Genomic DNA, 16,589 nt, shown 5'->3' with positions numbered 1-16,589 from the left:
TTTATTGCTCCCCTTACATCTTCTCACGTAAAATAGAAGAGAAAAGGGGGAGAAAAGATGAAACAGACGGAATGGAATGAAACAACAAAGGTAAAATGGGATGAGAAAGCTGCTGATTGGCATGCGAAGAGCATTAATATGTGGGAAGAGGGAAGCAGGAAAGACATCTGTTCTTTTGTTGAAAAACATGTAGAGGCCTCTTCATATGTAGCTGACTTAGGCTGCGGAGACGGATATGGCGCCTATAAATTAGCTGAACGCGGATTTCGAGTGACTGGAGTCGATCTATCAGAAAAGATGGTTGAATTGGCTTCAAAGAATCAGCATGAATGCCTTGCTTTTCGCCAAGGCGATCTGCAGGATTTGCCGTTTCAAGCCGGTGAATTAGATGCCATTATGGCGATCAATTCTTTAGAATGGACAGAGAAGCCCAGTGACGTTTTAGAAGAGATAAAGCGAGTATTAAAGCCTTCAGGAAAAGCATGCGTAGCTATACTAGGACCGACTGCAGGGCCTCGGGCGAACAGCTATGGCCGTTTATCAGGCGAACCGGTGATTATGAACACGATGATGCCTTGGGAGTTTAAACAATTGGCGAATCAGAGCGGATTTGAAACAATTGACGAACTGTATGTATATAAATCAGGGGTGAGTGATGATTTGACCGCATCACTACCGAAAGAACTGAAGCAAGCTTTAACTTTTATTACCGTATTCATGCTCTGTAAAAAATAATTAAAGATAATAGCATTAGAGACATATATGGCATAAGGGTGGAGCCCCTTTTCATAGAGGTTTCATCCGATGCCTAGATTCTAAAAAATGAGGTGGTATGGTGTTTGATCCAACCGCGTACGAAAATCTGAAATTTATTTTGCAGGCGGAGGTATATGATAAGGATTTAGCGGGGGAAGTCGTGATACTGAATCGAACGGATAAGATGGACCTTGCCAGTTTATCACGCGAGACCACTATCACGTTCGCCCTCACAAAAGAGTCTGAATGCCAAGTAACAGTGAGACTGTATGCCACACTCAAACAGATGGCCGGTGAATTACTAAATACCTCTTCTTCTATGCCAGGAGCCTATTTAGAAGTGGTATACAGGGGGTTGGAGCCTGATTTTTCAGACGCGCAAATGTCTTGTTTAGATGTCTTATGGGGTGCAGACCGGCTGGTTGAAAGAAGACGGATCGAGTCCGATCTATCAGGTGTGGCCAACGAATGGCGGATGGATTTTAACCGTGAGATTACGGAGGAAATGATCGAAGAGATGGAAGAGTTTATTGATTTTATTTATCACACGTTAGAGAGTCTGGCCCATGCATGATGCAATTAAAATAGCAGAGAAGTATATAAAAGATCTCTTCGAATCTACAGAAGGCAGCCATGATTGGCAGCACATAGACCGGGTAAGGAAATTAGCCATTTACATAGCAGAAGAAGAAAAGGCGGAAGACCGCATCGTTATTGAATTAGCAGCTTTACTGCATGAACTGCCGGATGACAAGCTTTGTGATATTCTAGAGCATGGAGACAGACAAGCGAATCAGCTGCTTCAAACCTTGCCTATTACAGCAAAGCAGCTAGATAAAATAGACGAGATTATTCATACGATCTCGTTCCGCGGCGGAAACGGGCAGCCGGTGAATTCTATTGAAGCAAGGATCGTACAAGATGCCGACCGGCTGGATGCAATGGGCGCGATCGGCATTGCTCGAGCATTCGCGTATGGAGGAAAGAAGAGGCGTCCGCTCTATGATTCTTCCTTGCAGGCAAGAGAAGAAATGACGGAAGAGGAATACCGAAACGGACAGTCGTCGACTATTCATCATTTTTATGAAAAACTTCTTAAACTCGAGGGGCTGATGAATACGCAGACAGGCAAGAAATTGGCTAGAGAAAAGCATCAGTTTATGGAGCAGTTTTTACAGCAATTTATGCGGGAGTGGAATCAATAGATGAGAATGTTAACTGTAAATGAAATGACGAAATCCTATGGAGAAAAAACATTATTTAATGGGATTACTTTTACTCTTGCAGAAAAAGAACGAGCAGGTTTAATAGGCGTTAATGGTACGGGAAAATCCAGTTTATTGAAGATTGTGGCCGGAAAAGATTTGCCGGACAGCGGGGAACTGGTGGCTCCAAGTGATTATTCCATTGCCTATTTAGAGCAAGAACCACAACTGGATCATGACTTGACGGTGATGGACCAAATCTTTCAAAGTGAAGCACCCGTGATTCAGTTATTAAAATCATATGAACATACGTTAAAGCGTTTGGAAAAAGATCCAGAGAATGAAGCCATTGCTGAAACGTTATTTGCGCTGCAGAAACAAATGGATGCGCTGGATGCATGGGAAGCCAATACGAATGCCGAAGCGATCCTGACAAAGCTTGGCATTCAAGATTTCAATAAAAAAATCGGTGAACTCTCAGGCGGACAAAAAAAACGAGTCGCACTTGCGCAAGTGTTAATTGAGACACCTGATTTACTGATTTTAGACGAGCCAACCAACCATTTAGACTTTGACACGATTCAGTGGCTAGAAGAATATTTGGCTAAATACCCAGGTGCCTTGCTGCTGGTGACTCATGATCGTTATTTCCTTGATAAAGTGACGAACCGGATGTTTGAACTTGACGGGGGACAATTATATGCCTATAAAGGCAATTATCAGGATTATATCGCGTTGAAAGCGGAGCGTGAAGAACAGCAATCAGCAGCTGAAGATAAGCGCCGAAATCTGTACCGGAAAGAATTGGCCTGGATGAGAAGAGGGGCGAAAGCAAGAACGACGAAACAAAAAGCAAGAATTGACCGGTTTGACCAGCTTGAAGGCCAGCTGGGACAAGGCCCGAAAAAAGAGCAGGTGGACCTGTCCATTAAAGGCGCCCGTCTTGGAAAGCAAGTTTTTGAATTAAAGAATACAAGTAAATCCTTTCAAGATAAAGTCATCCTAAAAGATTTTGATTTATTGTTAAAGCCCGGTGACCGTTTAGGGATCATCGGCAAAAACGGAAGCGGCAAATCCACCTTCATGAATTTATTGTCTGGCAGAATGCCGTTTGACTCAGGCGAAATGATTACCGGGCAAACGGTTAAAATTGCTTATTACACGCAAGAGCGAAGCGATATGGACGAAAATATGCGCATGATTGCGTATATTAGAGAAACAGCCGAAGTCGTGACGACCAAAGAAGGGGAGACGATTTCCGCCCCGCAAATGCTCGAACGATTTTTATTTCCCATGCATTCGCACGGCACACCGATCCGCAAGCTCTCAGGCGGAGAGAAACGCCGATTATATTTACTGAAGCTATTAATGACTCAGCCCAATGTGCTGCTGCTTGATGAACCGACCAATGACTTAGATACAGAAACATTAACGGTGCTAGAAGAATACCTGGAAGAGTTTCCGGGTGTGGTCATTACGGTATCGCATGACCGTTATTTCCTGGATAAAACAGCGAGTGAACTGCTAATATTTAGGGGAGACGGTGTGATCGAAACGTATTACGGGTCGTATTCGGAGTATATGGAGCAAGAGCAGGCAAAAGAGAAAGCTGCAACCCAAGCGGTTAAAGAAGTGAAGCCTGTTGAAAAGAAAGAAAAAACAAAAAAGAAAAAGCTCAGTTACAACGAACAGCGTGAGTGGGAAAGCATAGATGAGAAAATAGAGAAAACAGAACAGCGGATTGAAGAAGCGGAAGCTGAACTTGAGAAAGCCGGAAGTGATTTCGAACAAGCGCAGCAGTTGACGGAAGAATTAGAGCGGCTGAATGAAGAGCTTGAAGCCTTAATAGAACGCTGGAGTTATCTATCAGAAATTGCCGATTGAGAAAAAAGTAAGCGGGTATGTTAAAATGGCGACAGATAGTTAGAGGAAAGGGGCGATTGCATGCAAATATTGAAAATTGAACCGACACCAAGCCCAAATACGATGAAGGTCATTTTAAATGAAGAGCTGCCGGCGGGGAAAAGCACGAACTATAAACCGGGGCAGACAGAAGGCGCACCAGAACAAATTCAATCGATTCTGCAGATTGATGGAGTGAAGGGCGTGTACCATGTAGCCGACTTTTTAGCTGTGGAACGCACGGGTAAAATTGACTGGCAGCTCATCCTTCCGAAAGTCCGCGAAGTGTTTGGAGAAGGGGAAGCGGAAGGTTCAGGAGCCGATGCTGCTCAAGAAGCCTTCGGAGAAGTGCAGGCTTCGATTCAAATGTTTAAAGGGATTCCTTTGCAGTTGAAGCTGACCGCTTTTGATGAAGAAAAACGGTACGCCTTGCCAGATTACTTTATGAAAGCCTTCGAACGCGCGCAGCAAAAAGAGGACAATTATGTTCTGCAAAGGAAATGGCATGATTTTGGCATACGTTACGGTGAAATGGAGGAGATCGGCAAAGAGACAATTGAAGAATTGATCGCTGCCTATCCGAAAGAACGTGTCGATGCATTAGCAGAAGGCGCTGAAACGGGTACTCCAGTGAAAGATGCTAAATGGAGAGGCATTAAGCTGACGAAGAAAATGTGGGAGTCAGAGCCGGATTGGCGCAGACGCTATCAGCTGCTCGAACAAATGGAAAATCCGGCGCTTGATGATCTGGAGGTCTTGAAGCTTGCACTTGAAGACAGCAAACCAGCGATCCGCAGATTGGCCGTCGTCTATATTGGGATGATTGAGGATCGAACCGTCTTGCCTCTATTATATCAGGCAATGAAAGATCCGACGGTTACGGTTCGCAGAACAGCAGGAGACTGCTTATCAGATCTTGGATTTGAAGAAGCAGCGGCCGTCATGTGTGAAGCGCTAAAGGATAAAAGCAAGATTGTCCGCTGGCGCGCTGCCATGTTCTTATATGAAACCGCTGATGAATCTGCTTTGCCTGCGCTTACTGCCGCAGAAGATGATCCGGAATTTGAAGTGAAATTGCAAGTGAAAATGGCAATTGAACGAATAAAAGGCGGAGAAGAAGCGAAAGGCTCTGTGTGGAAGCAAATGACACAAGCAAGAGAAACCAACCAATTGGAGGAATAAAAAATGACAAACGCTTATGAAGAGTACATGCGCCAAATGGTGGTTCCGATGCGAGCGGAATTAACCAATGCCGGCTTTAAAGAATTGCTGACAAAAGAAGAAGTAACTGAATTTATGGAACAGACTGAGGGAACTACGCTAGTAGTCATCAATTCCGTCTGCGGCTGTGCGGCGGGACTTGCTAGACCGGCAGCTGTTCAAGCAAGCATGCATGAATCAGCTCCCGATCATTTAGTGACGGTATTTGCTGGACAGGATAAAGAAGCGACAGCCGAAATGCGCAGTTACTTTGAAGGATATGAGCCTTCTTCTCCATCAATGGCCGTGTTAAAAGGCCAAGAAGTGGTTCATTTTATTCCGAGAGAACAAATTGAAGGACAAGATATGGGCGCCATTATTGCGAATTTAACGAATGCATTTGATCAGCTTGGCAAATAAAAAAAGTGATGTCTTTCGGGACATCCTTTTTTATGGGAGAAATTATGATTATTACAACTTCTGCAAGAACGAATGAAACCGTTATAACTAAAGCGATTACAGCGTCATCAGAGCTGGGGCTGCCTTATGTCAAAAGAAATAAACGTTCGATTGTCGCTTTGCAAGAGCAATACAATAGTGATTGTATAGTTGTAGCAAAAGAGAGAATGGAAGTTCATCTGAGCGGAATAGAGGAGCCCTTCTTTTTTCATCCCAATTCTGCTTCGTTCCGGCTCAAGCGGATGATCAGAGGAGAACGAGATCCTTTAATTGAAGCGGCAGGGCTGACTGCTGGGATGTCCTTTCTGGATTGCACACTTGGACTAGCTTCAGATAGTATTGCAGCGAGCTGCATTGTGGGTGAAAACGGTAAAGTAACCGGTGTAGAAGGCAATCCTGTTCTGGCTTATATCGTGTCGGATGGCTTAAAGCAATGGCCGGCTCCTTTTAAGGAACTGAAAGAATCCATGCATCGAATCCAGGTGGTTAATCGCCGGTTTGAAGATATGCTTGCATCCCTTCCTGACGACTCTTATGACGTGGTTTATTTTGACCCAATGTTTGAAGAGGCGATTTCTTCAAAAGGAATAGATAAGCTGCGGGGGCTGGCCTTGTATGAACCGCTTAGAGCACAAACGGTGACAGAAGCACAGAGAGTAGCGAAGAAACGGGTGATTTTAAAGGATCATTTTCGGTCTTCCCGATTTGAAACGCTGGGTTTTCATCAGCTTCAGCGCCCGTCTTCCGCTTTTCACTTTGGTGTTATTGATTGTCAGTAAGTCTATTTTTTTACATCAGTCAGCGTGTGAGATTGAGATCATAGCGATCAAATTCTGTTTGGAGGGAAAGAGTTGAGTAGAAACGAGCAGCAGTACTTGGATTTATGCCGCCATATTTTAGACCAGGGGGCAAAAAAAGAAGACCGGACCGGCACAGGAACAGTTTCAATATTTGGCCATCAAATGAGATTTGATTTAAATGAAGGGTTCCCCCTTTTGACGACGAAAAGAATTCCCTTTAAATTAATTGTCAGTGAACTTTTATGGTTTATTAAAGGCGATACCAACATTCGCTATTTACTAGAAAATAATAATAATATTTGGAATGAATGGGCGTTTAAAAGCTGGGTAGAAAGCGCTGATTACACAGGTCCAGATATGACAGATTTCGGTCTGCGTTCTTTGAAGGATGAAGAATTTAAACGGCAGTACGATGAGCAAATGGAGATCTTTAAGAAAAATGTGCTTGAAGATCAAGCGTTTGCCGCTCAATACGGGGAACTTGGCAATGTCTACGGAAGCCAGTGGAGAGCATGGACAACTTCAGCCGGCGATACGATTGACCAGTTAAAAGATGTGATTGAGACGATCAAAACGAATCCAGATTCAAGGAGGCTGCTCGTATCGGCCTGGAATCCTGAAGATGTTCCGTCAATGGCTCTGCCGCCATGTCACACGATGTTCCAGTTTTATGTATCAGAAGGCAAGTTATCATGTCAGCTGTATCAGCGTTCTGGCGACGTGTTTTTAGGCGTGCCGTTTAATATTGCCAGCTATGCGCTCCTGACTCATTTAATTGCTCATGAATGCGGGCTGAAGGTTGGAGAATTTATTCATACCCTTGGAGATGCACATATTTATACGAATCACTTCGAGCAAGTGAATAAGCAGCTGGCTCGGGAACCCAAGGCATTGCCTGAATTAAAGATTAATGAAGAAAAAACATCTGTATTTGAGTTTGAACTGGAAGATATCTCACTCGTTGGCTATGACCCGCACACTGGCATTAAAGCACCAGTGGCGGTATAGAAAGGGGCATGCAGAGAATGATCTCATTTATATGGGCGATGGATAAGAACGGACTTATAGGAAAAGACAATCAGCTGCCGTGGAAGCTGCCGGAGGATTTAAAGTTTTTTAAAGAAACAACGATGGGATCTCCCATTGTTATGGGAAGAAAAACGTTTGAATCAATCGGAAGACCGCTTCCGGGACGGGAAAATATTATTTTAACACGCGATTACAGCTATGAAGCACAAGGCTGCACAGTGGTTCACTCTTTAGATGAGCTTTGGAAAAAAGCGGCGGATTCAGATGAATTTTTTATTACGGGCGGTTCAGAAATCTTTAAAAAGACGCTTCCTTTTGCTGAGCGGCTATATGTGACAGTCATAGACGAAGCATTTGTAGGCGACACCTATTTTCCGCCATTGGACTGGAATCAATGGACCCTGATTTCAGAAAAGAAGGGCCTGAAAAACGAAAAGAATCCGTATGATTACTATTTTCGGATCTATGAGAAGAAATAGCCGATGAAAGCTGTTTCTTCATCACTCTTGGAATCTTTCTGAGACACTCATCCAGTAGACGCGCAATTTTCAGGAGGCTATGAATGATTAGATTAATTTATTTCTTTGGATTTATAATAGTGACGTTAATCGGCACGATTCCAGCTTTAAGGAAAAATAAAAAAGTAAAACAAGCGAAGGATTCCGATGGGGAGAAGTTCGACCATGCTCTTCCGAAACGGTGGGCAAGGTCAGTCGTTGGGCAAACAGGATCTTCTGTGCATATAGAAGGGCAGCATCATATCCCGGACGGCCCTGTTCTTCTTGTTGCAAACCACGAAGGCGATTTTGATGTTCCTGCACTGCTTGGACATATCGATAAGCCATTTGGATTTATTTCAAAAGTGGAAATGAAGAAGTTTCCGTTAGTCAGAGACTGGATGAACTATTTAGATTGTTTGTATATCAACAGGCAAGATCGTCGTGATGCGGTGAAGCTATTAAGAGACGGTGCAAGTTTATTAAAAAGCGGTCGTTCCCTGTTAATATTTCCGGAAGGCACGAGGAGTCAAGGGGGAGAGATGAAGCCGTTTAAATCGGGCGGCTTTAGAATGGCGAAAGAGGCGCGCGTGCCAATTGTTCCGATTGCTATTAAGGGAAGCTCAGACATTTTTGAAAAGCATAACCGGCGAAAGCTTTCTCCGAGTCAAATATATATATATGTATTGCCTCCAGTAGAGCCGGAAATGTTTGACTCACTGGATTTAAAAGAAGCTGCAGAATTAGTGCGCAATCAAATAGATACGGTTTTAAAAGAAAAAAATAAGTGAAAAAAAGGACTCTGCCGCCCGTAGCAGAGTTCTTTTTACTTGGAAGAGACATTGTCATATGAGGATATGCCTGTTAAAGAACAAAAATTATCAATATTTTTCAGAAAATACTTGCTTTTCTGATATTATTTACGCATAATAAGGACATATTTTATCAGATGAAAGTACTAAAGCAAGTAGAGAAAACAAGCAGGGGGAGATTATGGATGAAGGTAAAAATGAAAAGCATGTTCGCCTACGGTATGGCAACAGCACTATTACTGAGTGCCTGCGGAACAGAAGAGAAAGAGAAATCTGAGGCTGCAGGATCAAAAGAAGACACGTTTCAAATTGGCGTGACTCAAATTGTTGAGCATCCTTCATTGGACAATGCCTATAAAGGTTTTCAAAAGGCTTTAGAAGATGAAGGCATTAAAGCGGAATATGATGTACAGGTAGCTCAAGGGGATCAAAATAATAATCAAACGATCGCTAATAACTTTGCGGGCGATAAAGTGGATCTCATCTTCGCTAATTCTACGCCAAGTGCAACTGGGGCTTTAAATGCGACGAAGGAGATTCCAATTATCTTCACTTCAGTAACAGATCCGGCTGCAGCTGGCTTAGTGAAGGATCCAAAGAAACCAGGAGGCAATATTACCGGAACCACGGACCTTCATCCAGAAGCGATTTCAAATACGATTGAGTTTATGGCGAAAGAATTTGAAGGCAAAAACGTGGGTGTCATTTATAATGCCGGGGAACAAAACTCTGTGGCTCAAGTGGAATCCGTAGAAAAAGTAATGAAAGAAAACGGTTTGAAACTGGTTCCAGTGACTGTGTCTACTTCTTCTGAAGTGAAGCAAGCGGCTGAATCGTTAGCTGGAAAAGCGGACATGATTTACATTGTTACTGATAACACAGTCGTATCTGCGCTTGAATCTGTAATCCAAGTCGCCAATGATAAAGACCTTCCGCTGTTTGTCGGAGAATTGGATTCCGTTAAACGCGGCGGCTTCGCAGCATACGGGTTTGAATACTATGATATCGGCTATGAAGCAGGGCAAATGGCAGCACAAGTGTTAAAAGGGGAGAAAAAACCAGCAGATCTGCCGGTTCAGCCTCCTGCTAACTTAAAGTTAATGATTAACGAAAAAGCGGCAAAAGAAATGGATATCGAAATAAAAGACAGCTGGAAAGATCAAGCTGAATTTGCAAAATAACATAGATAGGAGCGCTTGAACTTTAGCGCTCCTTCTAGCAATTAGGAGGAACATCATCATGTTTACAGCCATATTTGGATCCGTTGAAGTTGGAGTCATTTATGCCATTATGGCACTAGGCGTATATTTATCCTTTCGAATTCTCGACTTTCCTGATTTAACTGTCGACGGAAGCTTTGTTACTGGCGGGGCCGTAGCGGCTATTATGATTACTTCAGGAGTGAATCCTTTCACTTCAACTGTTGCAGCGCTTCTAGCCGGCTTTTTAGCAGGATGTGTGACCGGTATTCTTCATACCAAGGGAAAGATCAACCCTTTGCTTTCTGGCATTTTAATGATGATTGCCTTGTACTCAATCAATTTAAGAATTATGGATAAACCCAATGTACCGCTTTTGGCCGAAGAAACAGTCATGACAAAAATATCTGCTTTCTGGCAAAGCTTAGGGATCGACTCCGGTATTTCTTCTCTTTTCACTTCAATGGGGTTAGAAGCCTATATTCCTTCTACTTGGGGAATTATGGTGACGATGCTAGTGCTTGCTCTATTGATCAAAGTGACAGTCGATTTGTTTTTAAAAACGGAGATTGGGCTCAGCTTGCGTGCAGTAGGAGATAATGACGGAATGATCCGCAGTTTTTCTGCTAACACAGACTGGCTAAAAGTGCTTGGTCTTGGAATATCAAATGGCTTAGTGGCGTTCTCTGGCGCTTTAATTGCTCAGTATAACGGCTTTAGTGATGTCGGCATGGGGATCGGCATGATTATCATTGGCCTCGCTTCGGTCATCATCGGAGAAGCAGTCGTAGGCAGTTCTTCTATTGTCAGAGCGACATTAGCGGTGTTAATTGGTGCGGTGCTATATCGAATTATTGTATCGCTCGCGCTGCGCGTCGAATTTTTAGAAACGGGGGATATGAAGTTAATTACAGCCGTCATTGTCATATTTGCCTTAGTCGTTCCTAAAATGGTCGAGAAACAAAAAGCAGCTATGAGAAAAAAGAAAAGATTACAAGAAAAAGTGTTAGTGAATCGGGGTGAAAGCGTTGCTGCAGTTAAATCAGATCTATAAAGTTTTTTATGAAGGAACACCGGATGAAAAAGTAGCGATCAATCAATTAAACTTACAGCTTAATCCTGGTGACTTTGTAACCGTCATAGGCAGTAACGGAGCAGGGAAATCAACCCTGATGAATATTATTTCTGGAAAAATAGAGCCGGATATTGGAACAGTGATGATCGACGGATCGAATATGACTGGAATGCCTGAACATAAGCGGGCCAGAAAAATTGGCCGTGTCTTTCAGGATCCAATGGCAGGAACAGCTCCGACAATGACAATTGAAGAAAACCTTGTATTAGCCTATAACCGCACGAAGCCTAGAACGTTGAATTTCGGTGTCACGAAAAAAAGAAGAGAGCTTTTTCAAACGAAACTGGAAATGCTTCATTTAGGGTTAGAGAACCGTCTGCAGGCAAAAGTTGGCTTGCTTTCTGGAGGGGAACGCCAAGCGCTTTCTCTATTAATGGCAACTTTCACTGAACCGAAAATTTTGCTTTTGGATGAACATACGGCAGCGCTAGATCCTGCCCGTGCGGAACTGATTACGAATCTAACAAAAGAAATTGTTTCTGCCTTTGGACTGACGACTTTGATGGTCACTCACAATATGCAGCAAGCCATTGATCTTGGCAACCGTCTGATTATGATGGATAAAGGGAAAATCATTTTTGAAGCCTCTGAAGCAGAGAAACCTCAGCTGACGGTGGAAAAATTATTATCAGAATTCCAGCGTATTCGCGGTGAATCGCTCGTCAGCGACCGCTCATTGTTGGCTTAAACGAACGGAGATTACTCTTCGTTCTTTTTTTGGATAAAAATAGTTCAACTTACGTTAAAATAGTGTGAGAAGCCATTGAATGGGGGATAATATAGTAAAATATTATTTAAATCTGTGGTAATTAACGATATAATATCAACAGATTGATTGTACAGTTAGGATGTGGAATAATGTCAAAAATTAAAATTGTGACAGATTCAGCCGTTGACTTAAAAGCAGAAGTGCTAGAAAAGTATGAAATTGTCCGAGTTCCTTTAACCATTTACATAGATGGAGAATCATACCTTGATGCAGTGGAGATTTCTCCTGATGAATTTCTTGAACGGATGAAAAATGCGAAAGAACTGCCGAAAAGTTCACAGCCCCCGGTTGGCCGTTTTTTAGAGACATACAATGAGTTAGGCAAGGATGGCAGCCAAGTCATTTCAATCCACATGACAGGCAAAATGAGCGGGACGGTTCGGTCAGCGGAACAAGCGGCTCAAATGAGTGATGCGGATGTAACTGTCATAGATTCTTGCTACATTTCAAAAGCGCTATCTTTTCAAGTAGTGGAAGCAGCAAAAATGGCGCAAGAGGGCAAATCGGTGGAAGAGATCGTCAGCCGCTTAGAAGAAATCAGAGAACAAAGCAAGCTATATATAGTTGTGGATACTCTTGAAAATCTAGTCAAAGGCGGCCGTATTGGCAAAGCGAAAGGGTTTATCGGGGCGCTGTTAAACATTAAACCTATTCTTAATCTAGATACAGCTGAGCTAGTGCCTGTGACTAAGGTTCGCAGCCATTCTCAGGTTGTGAAATTTCTTTCTAACCAAATTGCTGAAGAGCTCAAAGATAAAGAAATTATAAAAATGGCCATGGTGCATGCGGGCGGACCTGAATTAGCTGCTAAATTAAGAGACAAAGTAATAGAAATGACTGGTTTTGATCAAATTGAAATCGAAACAACGACACCTATTATTTCAACCCACACAGGGATCGGCGCTGTCAGTATCATGTATTGGGCGAAATAAAAATTATGAACAAACAGAAGACCTAGATTACTCTGTAGAGATATCTAGGTCTTTTTGTTCATAAAAATATTGGAATTATTTTCTCTTGTTGGATGTAAATATGGTACACTTTGTAGCAACAGAACAAAACTTTCGCAATTGATTAAAACGCCTATTTGACGATCTATACCTACAATTAAAACTTTTAATGGACTAACGGTAAAGTGTTAATTGATTATAAACAGGAAAGGAATTATCATGGCCGTTATTTTATTTAGCAAGAATGAAAGTCTATTAGATAAAATAGAGGAAATGGCATGTAATGTGAATGTAAGAGCAATATATAAGGCTAGAGAGTTCAGCGAATTAGAGTTCATTCTATCACGTTCATTAACTGGCTTAAATAAGGATGAATCAAATAAGAAAAGTGAATATGAAATTGACTTTATTGTGATAGACCTTGAAGACCATGTGGATAAAGTTATGGAATTTCGCAACGACATAAAAAGGCATCCTTATTTTCACGAAGTTCCCATGATTTTCTTGAATACTCGTAATGATTCTCTTAATAACTTTGTTCTTGGAGCGGATCATTTAGTAAACGGTTCGTTACATAGAGATGAAATAATAAATAAAATGAAAATGGCAAGAAGACAGAGTCGGTTAACGAGAAAATTAAGAGAAGATACCAATGTCTTAAATTATTTAAAATATTCCACTCATGCAACTATGCTAGTCATCATTTTAGACAGTCGGGGAAGAATTATCTACGCGAACGACCGTTTTTGCCAAATCTCGGGTTATTCTTTTGAGGAGTTATCTGATAAAGATTTTCAAGTTACCAATAAAGGGGTTTATTCCGAAAGTTACTATATGCGCGTATACCAAACCTTGAAGAATGGAGAAATATGGAACAGCCAATGGAAGCATATTGGAAAAAAAGGTCATGTGTTTTGGACTGATACGAATATCCTTCCTCTTGCGGATGAGTATGGAAGAGAAGTATATGTCTCTTTTAGCCTTGATATTACGACACAAAAAGAACGTGAGATGCAACTGGACAGCCAGTTGGAACTAGCGCAAAAAATTCAGGAAACACTGATGCCAGTGTCTTTCGTGAACGAACAAATATCATTCCGGCACTTCTATAAAGCATCAAAGAAACTATCAGGAGATTTATGCGCATGGTATCAGGCGGGGAGTAATCGCTACAACGTGATCTTAATCGATGTGATGGGCCACGGAGTGCCATCAAGTTTAATTACAATGGGGATTAGAAGTTTACTGCCAGGCTTAATGACGAGGGTAAGCAATCCGATAAAAATCATGGATCGTCTAGAGAGATTTGTGAATGAAATGAGAAACTCGGACACATTGACTCCGTTTTATTTCACCGGAATTTGTATGACGATTGATTTTGAAACAAAACAAATACATTATGTAAATGCTGGGCATCCACAAGCGTTGTTATCCGTTGATGAGGAGATTTATGAATTGTCATCTGATTATTTTCCAGCAGGTTTAGTCCAACAAGATTATAAACTAAAATCGTTCTCGTTTAACGCTCCGGGAAAAGTAGTTATGTATACAGACGGATTATTTGAAAATGCAGGTATCACCATAGCCGAAGGAATTTTAAAGCTAAAAGAAAGCATGTCTAATAGAGCCATTTCAATTATCAGTGAACTGAAAGAAGAGTGGGCGCAAAGTGAAGATCATCTATTAGATGACATTTGCATAGTTGAGATCGATTTGTTTGATCAATAAGGAGGAGTAAGTCCATGAAAAAATGTCCATTCCATTCATTAGTAAAAAACGAATCAGGAGCTTTTACTTTTTTTAAAAAAGATCAAAAAAATGAAATCGAAAAAGAGGAGGCTGTATCATCCTTTCAATCGTCAGCGCAAATAAAAAAATCTTTCCAAGAGCTGATGTCAAGCGACGAGCGGCTAAAGGTTGTTTTTATCGGGTTGGACGAGCAAACCCTTCACATTCTTAAAGAAGCTAAGCCTTTATTTGAGAAAAATGCCTCTAGAGTAGTAGATCGGTTTTATCAGCAGCTGGAAACTGTTCCTCATCTTATGCAAATTATAAAAAGCAATTCTACATTGGACCGCTTAAAAAATACATTAGAAGCTTATTTATTGGATATGGTTTCTGGAGAAGTAGGCCAGGAGTATGTTATAAGAAGAAAAATTATTGGAAACGTTCACAACCGAATCAATCTTTTTCCGGAATGGTACATCGGGGCTTACACCCTTATTCAAGAGGAAGTGTTAAAAATGCTTTCTGAAGAACTGTCCTCTACTGATGAAGTATTGCGAATATATGGAGCCTTTCATAAGCTATGCTCTTTTGACATGCAAATTGCCATCAATACCTATATTGAATCTTTTACGTCTTCCATGATGAAGTTAAATGAAATTGAAGAACTGCAGCAAAAACTGAATGAATCTTCTCATGTACTAGCCTCAAGCACAGAACAAACAACGGCTATTATTACTCAGAAAGAACATGATGTAGAGAGAATGCTCGAACATTTTGTTGATATCCAAAATGATACTTCCAATCTGGTAGATAAAGTGGGTTCAGGAAAAACGGAATTAATATCAGCTTTAAACAAAGTAGACCATGTGGCTGAATTAGTGACCTCTACTATTAAACTGACAGAAGAACTGACGGCTTCTTCTAAAGTGATTGGAGAAGTGGTCAGTACAATTAGGGGGCTCTCTAATCAGACGAACATCTTGTCTCTTAATGCGACCATTGAAGCAGCCAGAGCAGGTGAGCACGGAAAAGGGTTCGCTGTTGTAGCTTCTGAAGTTCGCAAATTGGCCAATGGAACGGAAAAAGCCTTAGATTCCATCCAAACCCAGATCAGTTCGGTTCAGCAAACCATTATTCAGTTTGATCACGCATTCGAAACCATTGTTTCTGAGACAGGCATGCTGACGGAAACAAACCAGAGAGTATTAACGATCTTTGATGATTCAGTGGAAAATGTGAAATCAAATGGAGAAAAAATCAGCGAATTTAGAGCAGTTGTCAATAACTTTGAAGAAACATTTAAAGAAATAACGAATTCATCGCGGCAAATGTCAGAACTTGCTGAACAGCTAACGTACATTAACGGAGAATTATCCGATAAGTTTAATAAGAACGAATAAGAGGAGCCTAATTATGGATGACCGTTCAGGACTACGCTTAAAATATGGAGATAAAACTTACACGTCGCTCGAACAGATGACAAAATCACTTTTACATGAAGCGAATGAGATCATCATTAAAATTGATATGGGTCAATTAAAGAATGAAGCAGCAGAAAGAAATCATGCCAAATTTCGACTTATGCATTTACAAAGAAATTTCGTCACTTGCGTACCGGAAAATGACAAAGCGATGTATAACTCCTTATGGAGCCAGCTGTATCGTTTAGAACATGAAGATCATTATGTTAACCCGTTTTTAAAGTCGATTTTCTTTAAAATGCAAGAGATAAAAAAATGAAACGATTAGCTGAATTTTCTTTGGTTTGTGAAGGCGCCATCTCAAATAATGTTGATGGTTTGCTTCAATCTTTAGAAACAGAAGTTCCTCCACAATCGTTTTGTTTCTTTGCGACAAAATTGGTGCTGTGGGAAATGCTGTCCAATATATATAAGTACTCAGGAGATCCTGAGAAAATGGTATCGGTGGAATTAGCAACAGCAGAAGCCGATGTGCAAATAACAATTGAGGATTTCGGAGCTGGGTTTAATTGGGGAGCATATATGGATTGTGAACCATCATGTGAAGATGCAGGATATAGAGGGCTCTTTTTGGTCAAACAATATTCAAAAGAGTTGAAATTTGATTCAGCAGGAAAAAAAACATACATTGTAATAGAAAGAAGATAATGGAAGGCGGGAGAAACCT

Annotated in this window: 18 protein-coding genes and 1 pseudogene; all 19 read left to right on the top strand. The window is 41.4% G+C overall.

Features of this window, described 5'->3' with window-relative positions; translation table 11 throughout:
- The first annotated feature begins 57 nt into the window (after positions 1 to 57).
- Positions 58 to 735 carry a class I SAM-dependent methyltransferase gene (locus JOC78_RS04220; protein WP_204553237.1) on the top strand — a complete coding sequence of 226 codons (678 nt, stop codon included), beginning with the start codon at positions 58 to 60 and terminating at the stop codon, positions 733 to 735.
- A gap of 100 nt (positions 736 to 835) precedes the next feature.
- A complete protein-coding gene (locus tag JOC78_RS04215) occupies positions 836 to 1,330 on the top strand; it encodes a hypothetical protein (RefSeq protein WP_204553236.1) in 495 nt (164 codons plus the stop codon).
- On the top strand, positions 1,323 to 1,961 hold the full coding sequence (locus JOC78_RS04210) for an HD domain-containing protein (RefSeq protein ID WP_204553235.1): 639 nt from the start codon (positions 1,323 to 1,325) through the stop codon (positions 1,959 to 1,961). The genes JOC78_RS04215 and JOC78_RS04210 overlap by 8 nt, the downstream gene beginning before the upstream one ends.
- On the top strand, positions 1,962 to 3,845 hold the full coding sequence (locus tag JOC78_RS04205) for an ABC-F family ATP-binding cassette domain-containing protein (protein ID WP_204553234.1): 1,884 nt from the start codon (positions 1,962 to 1,964) through the stop codon (positions 3,843 to 3,845).
- Positions 3,846 to 3,905: 60 nt separating this feature from the next.
- On the top strand, positions 3,906 to 5,045 hold the full coding sequence (locus tag JOC78_RS04200) for a conserved virulence factor C family protein (RefSeq protein WP_204553233.1): 1,140 nt from the start codon (positions 3,906 to 3,908) through the stop codon (positions 5,043 to 5,045).
- Between the two features lie 3 nt (positions 5,046 to 5,048).
- Positions 5,049 to 5,483, top strand: a complete 435-nt coding sequence (locus tag JOC78_RS04195; protein WP_204553232.1) for a BrxA/BrxB family bacilliredoxin — start codon at positions 5,049 to 5,051, stop codon at positions 5,481 to 5,483.
- 44 nt (positions 5,484 to 5,527) lie between these two features.
- Positions 5,528 to 6,301: a class I SAM-dependent methyltransferase gene (locus tag JOC78_RS04190; RefSeq protein WP_204553231.1), complete on the top strand. Its 774-nt coding sequence runs from the start codon at positions 5,528 to 5,530 to the stop codon at positions 6,299 to 6,301.
- Positions 6,302 to 6,373: 72 nt separating this feature from the next.
- Complete coding sequence (locus tag JOC78_RS04185; protein WP_204553230.1) at positions 6,374 to 7,330, top strand: thymidylate synthase; 957 nt, start codon at positions 6,374 to 6,376, stop codon at positions 7,328 to 7,330.
- A 17-nt stretch (positions 7,331 to 7,347) separates the two neighbouring features.
- Positions 7,348 to 7,830 (top strand): dihydrofolate reductase, encoded by a 483-nt coding sequence (locus JOC78_RS04180; RefSeq protein ID WP_204553229.1) that lies wholly within the window; start codon positions 7,348 to 7,350, stop codon positions 7,828 to 7,830.
- An 83-nt stretch (positions 7,831 to 7,913) separates the two neighbouring features.
- Entirely contained in the window at positions 7,914 to 8,639 is a 726-nt protein-coding gene (locus JOC78_RS04175) for a lysophospholipid acyltransferase family protein (protein WP_204553228.1), read from the top strand.
- A 206-nt stretch (positions 8,640 to 8,845) separates the two neighbouring features.
- Positions 8,846 to 9,841, top strand: a complete 996-nt coding sequence (locus JOC78_RS04170; RefSeq protein ID WP_204553227.1) for an ABC transporter substrate-binding protein — start codon at positions 8,846 to 8,848, stop codon at positions 9,839 to 9,841.
- A gap of 58 nt (positions 9,842 to 9,899) precedes the next feature.
- Complete coding sequence (locus tag JOC78_RS04165) at positions 9,900 to 10,913, top strand: ABC transporter permease (protein ID WP_204553226.1); 1,014 nt, start codon at positions 9,900 to 9,902, stop codon at positions 10,911 to 10,913.
- Entirely contained in the window at positions 10,888 to 11,682 is a 795-nt protein-coding gene (locus JOC78_RS04160) for an ABC transporter ATP-binding protein (protein WP_204553225.1), read from the top strand. Before JOC78_RS04165 ends, JOC78_RS04160 begins: the two co-directional genes overlap by 26 nt.
- Positions 11,683 to 11,852: 170 nt before the next feature.
- Positions 11,853 to 12,695 carry a DegV family protein gene (locus tag JOC78_RS04155; protein WP_204553224.1) on the top strand — a complete coding sequence of 281 codons (843 nt, stop codon included), beginning with the start codon at positions 11,853 to 11,855 and terminating at the stop codon, positions 12,693 to 12,695.
- Between the two features lie 237 nt (positions 12,696 to 12,932).
- A complete protein-coding gene (locus JOC78_RS04150; protein WP_204553223.1) occupies positions 12,933 to 14,441 on the top strand; it encodes a SpoIIE family protein phosphatase in 1,509 nt (502 codons plus the stop codon).
- A gap of 14 nt (positions 14,442 to 14,455) precedes the next feature.
- A pseudogene (locus JOC78_RS17925) lies at positions 14,456 to 15,055 on the top strand (protoglobin domain-containing protein); the annotation flags it as partial.
- Positions 15,035 to 15,841 carry a methyl-accepting chemotaxis protein gene (locus JOC78_RS17920; RefSeq protein ID WP_476693180.1) on the top strand — a complete coding sequence of 269 codons (807 nt, stop codon included), beginning with the start codon at positions 15,035 to 15,037 and terminating at the stop codon, positions 15,839 to 15,841. The pseudogene JOC78_RS17925 and the gene JOC78_RS17920, both read left to right, overlap by 21 nt.
- Positions 15,842 to 15,854: 13 nt before the next feature.
- Positions 15,855 to 16,181, top strand: a complete 327-nt coding sequence (locus tag JOC78_RS04140; RefSeq protein ID WP_204553221.1) for a hypothetical protein — start codon at positions 15,855 to 15,857, stop codon at positions 16,179 to 16,181.
- Positions 16,178 to 16,570: an ATP-binding protein gene (locus JOC78_RS04135; protein ID WP_204553220.1), complete on the top strand. Its 393-nt coding sequence runs from the start codon at positions 16,178 to 16,180 to the stop codon at positions 16,568 to 16,570. The genes JOC78_RS04140 and JOC78_RS04135 overlap by 4 nt, the downstream gene beginning before the upstream one ends.
- Positions 16,571 to 16,589: the final 19 nt, after the last annotated feature.

It is taken from the genome of Bacillus ectoiniformans, from assembly GCF_016908875.1.
Taxonomy (GTDB): Bacteria; Bacillota; Bacilli; order Bacillales; family Domibacillaceae; genus Bacillus_BX; species Bacillus_BX ectoiniformans.
The sequence above is the reverse complement of the archived record's forward strand: the minus strand, read 5'-3'. Positions and strand labels throughout refer to the sequence as shown.